Source organism: Pseudaeromonas sp. HNCC25DJ180 (genome assembly GCF_055413345.1).
This window is the reverse complement of the sequence record NZ_JBVAYF010000014.1, coordinates 147,348-153,973: the sequence shown is the minus strand read 5'-3', so window position 1 is coordinate 153,973 and position 6,626 is coordinate 147,348. Positions and strand designations below refer to the sequence as shown.

6 protein-coding genes are annotated in these 6,626 nt (G+C 53.2%); 3 read left to right on the top strand and 3 right to left on the bottom strand.

Going from position 1 to position 6,626, the window contains the following annotated elements; all coding sequences use genetic code 11:
* The first annotated feature begins 362 nt into the window (after positions 1 to 362).
* The gene (locus ACZYTD_RS13955; RefSeq protein ID WP_463892881.1) at positions 363 to 1,238 is read left to right on the top strand and encodes a helix-turn-helix transcriptional regulator; all 876 of its coding nucleotides are present in this window, start codon (positions 363 to 365) and stop codon (positions 1,236 to 1,238) included.
* Between the two features lie 55 nt (positions 1,239 to 1,293).
* Here the strand turns inward: ACZYTD_RS13955 and kup are convergent, their stop codons facing one another.
* Positions 1,294 to 3,162 carry a low affinity potassium transporter Kup gene (kup, locus tag ACZYTD_RS13950; RefSeq protein ID WP_463892880.1) on the bottom strand — a complete coding sequence of 623 codons (1,869 nt, stop codon included), beginning with the start codon at positions 3,160 to 3,162 and terminating at the stop codon, positions 1,294 to 1,296.
* Positions 3,163 to 3,293: 131 nt separating this feature from the next.
* Positions 3,294 to 3,899 carry a hypothetical protein gene (locus ACZYTD_RS13945; RefSeq protein WP_463892878.1) on the bottom strand — a complete coding sequence of 202 codons (606 nt, stop codon included), beginning with the start codon at positions 3,897 to 3,899 and terminating at the stop codon, positions 3,294 to 3,296.
* Positions 3,900 to 4,204: 305 nt separating this feature from the next.
* Between ACZYTD_RS13945 and ACZYTD_RS13940 the strand changes: the two genes are divergently transcribed.
* On the top strand, positions 4,205 to 4,741 hold the full coding sequence (locus ACZYTD_RS13940; protein WP_463892877.1) for a cytochrome b/b6 domain-containing protein: 537 nt from the start codon (positions 4,205 to 4,207) through the stop codon (positions 4,739 to 4,741).
* A 393-nt stretch (positions 4,742 to 5,134) separates the two neighbouring features.
* Complete coding sequence (gene lgt, locus ACZYTD_RS13935; RefSeq protein WP_463892876.1) at positions 5,135 to 5,908, top strand: prolipoprotein diacylglyceryl transferase; 774 nt, start codon at positions 5,135 to 5,137, stop codon at positions 5,906 to 5,908.
* A 62-nt stretch (positions 5,909 to 5,970) separates the two neighbouring features.
* On the opposite strand, the gene ACZYTD_RS13930 is transcribed toward lgt, so the two are convergent.
* Complete coding sequence (locus ACZYTD_RS13930; protein ID WP_463892875.1) at positions 5,971 to 6,495, bottom strand: metal-dependent hydrolase; 525 nt, start codon at positions 6,493 to 6,495, stop codon at positions 5,971 to 5,973.
* Positions 6,496 to 6,626 lie beyond the last annotated feature (131 nt).

The following is a 6,626-nucleotide window of genomic DNA, read 5'->3' as shown; positions in this document are numbered from 1 at the left end:
TTCCCAGCTTCAGAGTCAAGCACATTTTACTGCACTCGCTCCGGGGCGTTTCGGCCCGGTTAACACCGCTTGCATCACCTCCGAAGAGTGCCTGCTTTGCCGTATCAACGAGGCGGCATTATAGGGAGCGAGTCAGTTATGACAAGACATTTCTGATAAACCTAGGTCAAGTGCACAAAAAGCACGCATACTCAGAAGATCTGTCTATACAGAACAAACCCCAACCTCATTTGCAAGTACCCTTGTCACATATTTCATGCTTTTTTAAGCCGTAAACCTGTTCAAGCTTTTATCAATATCGTGTTTTGATGCGATTGGACTCGTAAATGTCTCAGTATAGGTACAGGATAGCTTGCCTCCGGATGAACTATTTTCTAAGTTTATTGGGTGATCGCATTGATGCACACGGGATAAAGTTGAAGGGATGTAGTTATCATCCCTCGGGATCAGGACTCGGAAATTTACCAAACATTGGAAGACTTATGGTCAGTGAAGACTTGCTAAAAAATCAGATCCGACAGATCAAGGAATGCTCATCGCCTGAGCAGTTAAACCAGCAGCTGTATAAGATCACGCAGATGTGTGGATTTGACTACTATCAATTCGGCCTACTCATTCCATCTGGCCTATTACAATCTTTTGTGACCGTATTAAGTCACACACCGAAAGATTGGTCAGAACATTGCTGGCAAAGCCATATAGCCACCCATGACCCTCTAGTCATCCTCTCTTTGAAACAGAGTCAGCCCATTATATGGAGTGAACTCTCCTGGCACGATGGCGCTCTACCTGAACAGGGACAGGCCATTATGCGTCAGCGCGCCGAACATGGTATGCGCGAAGGGGTGACGCTACCCATACACAGTCCTCAGGGGCACCATGCCATGCTTCATCTCAGTCGAGAAAAACCGACTGGTGAAGTATTCTCCAGCATCACTTGCCTGAGCGTTGTTTATCCATATGTGTTCCAACGCGCCTGTGAGCTGCTCAGCCCGCCCAACCCTAACCTGTCGGAACGGGAGCGTGAGTGTCTATTTTGGGTAAGTGAAGGCAAGACCTCATGGGAGGCGGCCAAAATACTGGGTATTACTGAGCGGACAGTCAATTTCCATCTTAACAGCGCCATCCGCAAGACTGGCTGTAAAAATCGCTACCAGGCTATTGCTCGCAATATAGCCGCTGGTCAACTGAAGCCGGATCTTGACCGCTTGAGCCTGAGTCGACTCATCAAATACTGATTAAAACGAAGGGCGTCACTGAGACGCCCTTCGTTTTACACTCTAAACCCGCTGCTTACACCTCAACTTGCACCCCTAACTCCACCACTCGGTTAGCCGGTATGTGGAAAAAGTCATTCGCCCGCAGCGCGTTCTTGCTGAGCAACACAAACAACGCCGCTCTGAGTCTGGCAAACAGCGAACGCCGGGTCGGGATCAGTGTCTCTCTAGATAAGAAGAAAGAGGTGCCCATCAGGCTGAAGGCCATCCCTTTTTGCGCACAGCGCCGGAATACCTCTTCCACATCGGGCGTTTCATGGAAGCCATACGTGGCCGAGATACGCCAGAAGGTATCGGATAGCCGCTCAATCTGCACATGCTGATCCGGCTCTACATAGGGCACATCTTGGGTTCTGAACGTCATGATAATCACTCGTTCGTGCAGCACCTTGTTATGCTTCAAATTATGTAGCAACGCATGAGGCACGCCCTGTTGGGTTCTCGCCATATAGATAGCCGTACCCGGTACCCGAGCCGGCTGATCCTTGCTCAATGACGTGATGAAGCTCTCCAAGGGCATGCTCATACGCGACAGTTGGCGAAACAACAGAAATCGCTCCCACTTCCAGGTCGCCATTACGGTAAACATCACACAGCCTAGTGCCAACGGCAGCCAGCCCCCCGCCAGCAGCTTCAACGCATTGGCAGCAAAGAAGGGCACATCAATGATCAACATGGTAATCAACATGATTCGTACCACAATACTTGGCCAATCCCAGTTATAACGCGCCACAGTACAAAGAAGAATAGAGGTAATCACCATGGTGCCCGTCACGGCGATGCCATAGGCCGCAGCCAAATTACTCGACTCACGGAACGCCACCACCACCACCAGCACAGCCACAAACAACATCCAATTGATAAATGGCAGGTAGATCTGGCCCGCCTCACTCTCCGAGGTGTGCTTGATCGTCATACCAGGCAAATAGCCCAAACGTACCGCCTGGCGCGTCAGCGAGAAAACACCCGAGATAACGGCTTGAGAGGCAATCACAGTCGCCAGGGTAGCCAGAATAACCATGGGAACCATCGCCCACTCGGGTGCTAATAGGAAGAATGGATTCTTGACCGCAGTAGGATCACTCAACAGCAAAGCCCCTTGACCAAAATAGTTGAGCAAGAGTGCGGGCAGCACCACGATGAACCAAGCTAGGCGAATGGGTTTCTTGCCAAAGTGACCCATGTCGGCATACAACGCCTCTACACCAGTAATGGCGAGGACCACGGAGCCTAGAGCGACAAAGCCGATCCACTTGTAGGCGACAAAAAACTGAATCGCCCACTTGGGATGCATGGCCGCTAAGATCTCTGGATGTTGGATAATAGAGAGTAGACCTAACCCCCCCAGGGAACCGAACCAGAGCAACATGATGGGGCCGAACAGACGCCCGACCTTAGCTGTACCATGCTTCTGGATAACAAAGAGCAGCGTCAATACGGCGATAGCCACGGGTAAGATATAGGGAGTAAACAGGGGAGTAACTACCTGTAGCCCCTCCAGTGCCGAGAGCACAGACATGGCCGGAGTGATCACCACCTCGCCATAAAAGAACCCCCCTCCGATCAAACCCAACACCAAGAGCAGAGTGGTCATGGCCGGTGGGGTATTCCGACCCGCCAGTGACATCAACGTCAGTATCCCGCCCTCGCCGCGGTTGTCGGCACGCAGCACAAAGGCTAAGTACTTGACCGACACGACCAGGATCAAAGACCAGAAGATAAGCGAGAGAAAGCCAAAAATCACAGGCTGAGTCGGGACCAGTCCTATATGTGGCGAAAAACACTCCTTGAAGGTGTAGAGCGGGCTAGTACCTATATCGCCATACACTACCCCAATCGCCGCCAGGGTTATCGCCGGTAAACTTGCTTTGTTATGTGCATCCATACATTCAATCGCAATAAAAAGTAGAAAACCAGGCTATAGCCCGGATAAATGGCGGCTATATTGCAGACAACTCAGTGCTAATACCAGGATCAATATCAATCTCACCCCTGGCGCTGGCAAAACAACGCAGACTAGCGTTCATCCCTGTGGCCCTGTTCCTGCTGTCGCTCCAACTGTTCCAGATAATCATGGACCCGGAAACGATTATTGCGACCATCTCGCTTGTGCCGTGAGGGAGGGGGCAACTCCTCATCTGCATATTGTGGCCTCAACGCAGGACGCGCTTGAGATTTTACCTCTTTGCGAGCCGAAGCCGGGGATGCCCGTTTTTCAACCTGAGGTAGAGTGCGGCCCCAGCCAAACAACTGGCGCAAGATACTTCGCACCAGCAGCAAGCCGGTCAGCAAGAGCAAAATGGCAATGACAGTATAGAAACGGCTGGCGTCGCGGCTCATCTCCTGGATAAAGGGCACATAAGCCGTCTGGGCTTCAAGATAGTGGTTCAGCTCGCTACGGAAAAAGATTCGCAGCATGAAGCAGGCATCCGCCAACAACATGATGAGCACACCTATCTTGAACATGCGTGGGATAAACAGCATGCAAAAACCGGCAATAAACAGCATCACCCCACCACCGATGAAGCTGGTATCGATAAAGTTGGTAAGAGGAATCGCTTGTGCCACCTGCGGCAACATCACCCCACCGATGAGCCAGCTCATTGCGCCTGATAATTTCATTTATTACCGTCTTCCTGAATCTATCTACGGGAGGCAGCACGGGTACTGCATCACCTCATGATAGCCGTTATCACTCCGGCCCCAAAGCTGTCTCGTTAAGGTTGGCTTAATTCAGGTACTGTTATGCTGTTCATTATCGGCCAACCATAAATCATCATGCGCCATTCCAGCTCGTTTGTCCTCTGAGCCATGGCTGAAAAGAGGTCACGGCTCCCTTACATGATAAAGAGCAGGTCCTCGGTTGCGAGGAGCCATGCTCAGAGCCTACTCTGTGTTCAGATTCAAATTACCCCGGGAAGACAGCTATGCAACAAGTTCGTGTTTGGGATCGTTTTGTTCGACTATTTCACTGGTCTACCGCCATCCTATTTTTGAGCAACTATTGGCTCACCGAAGAGGGTGGCAGAACTCATCGTTATATTGGTTATACCCTGATAGGCCTGGTGCTGGCTCGAATCATCTGGGGCTTTATCGGCTCCACTTACGCACGGTTTAGCAGCTTCGTCCCCACGCCAAAAAGTCTATTCGGCTACCTGCAAGCCATGCGCAGCGGCAAACACCCCTACTATCTGAGCCACAACCCGCTGGGCGCCCTGATGGTGCTGTTCCTGCTCGGCATGTTGCTTGCCACCGGTACCACGGGCTGGATGCTGACTACGGATGCCTATGAGGCGGAAGAGTGGCTCGAAGATCTGCATGGCCTATGTGCCAACCTGGTGATGGTCGCCGTCGGCCTACATATAGCTGCCGTGATTTTTGTCAGCCACACCACCAAAGAGCGCCTGGTGCCCGCCATGTGGGATGGCATGAAGCCAAGTCAAGCACCCAACGAAGAGCAGTAACCACAAAGCAGCACGGCGGATCTAGGCAGATCCGCCGTCTCCAGCGCAGTCATCTAAATAGCGCCGAGCCCGGCTAACGCTCATAGTCGCGGGCCACCCAGTAACCAACGCCCTGATCACTCTTGCGACGCCCCGGGTTCTGGCGCCTGTCTTCCTTATCTGGTTCCCAACGTACCTCGGCTCGCCTATCCACTTGAACTCTGCGCGGTCCATGCCTCCGCTCCGGCCCCTGATAGTCACTCATGGCGCCCCCTTTCTTTGTGACACTGATCAAAGTGTAGACCCCACCCCTGACACCAGCCAGGCAGAATCAGGCCTCACACCATAGAGAGTGACGTGTTACCCTTGCCCCGGTAATAGACCCTATTTTCAGGCTCTCACTGTGGAGGCAGGATGATTCACTGGAACGCAGATCCAATCTTGTTACAACTCGGCCCCCTGGCCATTCACTGGTACGGCGCCCTCTTTGCCGGCGGTTTCTTGATCGGTTACCAGATAATGCAGCGCATCTATCGCCGCGAAGGCTATCCCACCGAACAGCTGGATAAACTGCTCACCTACATCTTCATCGGCACGGTAGTCGGGGCCCGCTTGGCACATGTGATCTTCTACGAGCCTGAGTACTATTTCAGCAACCCTATTGAAATCCTCAAGATCTGGCGTGGCGGCCTCGCCAGTCACGGCGGCACTGTCGGCGTACTGCTGGCCATCTGGCTATTTGTCAAACAGCACCCGGATACCCGGCTGTTCTGGTTGATGGATCGCCTGGCCATCCCCACGGCCTTGGTTGCCTGCTTTATTCGCCTGGGTAACTTTATGAATTCCGAGATCGTCGGCCTGCCAACCAACGGCAGCTGGGGGGTGGTTTTCGAGCGCATCGATCTGCTGCCTCGCCACCCGGTACAGCTCTATGAAGCAGCCTGCTACGCTCTCACCTTCCTGGTGCTGCTCAGCCTCTATCGTCTGCAGAAGATGAAGCGCGAGGGCTTCGGCTTTGGCCTCTTCATGACGCTGATATTTGGTTCCCGCTTTTTGCTGGAGTTCGTCAAGACCCCGCAAGCAGCCTATGAATCCAGTTTTGCCATCAGCGTCGGCCAGTGGTTGAGCATCCCCTTCATCCTACTGGGCATCATAGCCATGGTCAGAGCCAAGCCAGTCCGCATATAGGCGACAGCAGCCCAGCAGCAATAAAAAAGCGCCATTCGGCGCTTTTTTATTTACCCACAGTTTCAATTCTTGCCTGCGAAGGTCTGCCATCGCTTACCTTGGCCGGGAGAGCGCCAGCGGAGCCATACCAACCAGAGGGCAGGCAACACAAACAAGCCTAATTCGAGCAGAATATTAATTAGCAAAACCGACCAAGGCTGGTTGTTGAGCTGATCAGAGATACCCACCCAGCCCAGTCGATAGCGGGTACGGGTCAAAGGCCAGAAGAGTGCCGGTCCACGGCTGAGCTTGGTAAACAGGAAATCCAACAGGCAGTGAGAGGTATACGCCAACGCCAGCGCCTCAGGAATGCGGCTGCGCCAGCGCTCGCCCAATACCACAGCCAGTGACCAGAGAGTGACCGCCATGAGCAGAGAGTGCAGGCCTAGCAGATACCAGGAGGGCGCCAGAAAATAGAGGTCGGCCGCCGCACCGGCACTGGCGCCACCGACCACCAGCCAAGGCAGCGACTTACGTGAAATCCCCGGCCCCAGGGTTAACAGCACTGTGGCAACCCCGGCTGAGGCGTGAGCAATCGGTGTTGGCATCTCCCCTCCAGAGGATCCCCATACAAAGGCGCGGATAGTATCTCATCTACCGAGAAAATCGAGCAAAAATCATCCAGTTTGTCGCAAAGAGGCCAAGGGGGCCGCAACGCCGCCCACCTCGGCCTCATCCG

What these genes read in the sequence shown, in the direction of transcription:
- ACZYTD_RS13940 (WP_463892877.1), top strand. Translation starts at nt 4,205, where the DNA reads ATGCAACAAGTTCGTGTTTGGGATCGTTTTGTTCGACTATTTCACTGG.
- lgt (WP_463892876.1), top strand. Translation starts at nt 5,135, where the DNA reads ATGATTCACTGGAACGCAGATCCAATCTTGTTACAACTCGGCCCCCTG.
- ACZYTD_RS13945 (WP_463892878.1), bottom strand. Translation starts at nt 3,899, where the DNA reads ATGAAATTATCAGGCGCAATGAGCTGGCTCATCGGTGGGGTGATGTTG.
- ACZYTD_RS13955 (WP_463892881.1), top strand. Translation starts at nt 363, where the DNA reads ATGAACTATTTTCTAAGTTTATTGGGTGATCGCATTGATGCACACGGG.
- ACZYTD_RS13930 (WP_463892875.1), bottom strand. Translation starts at nt 6,495, where the DNA reads ATGCCAACACCGATTGCTCACGCCTCAGCCGGGGTTGCCACAGTGCTG.
- kup (WP_463892880.1), bottom strand. Translation starts at nt 3,162, where the DNA reads ATGGATGCACATAACAAAGCAAGTTTACCGGCGATAACCCTGGCGGCG.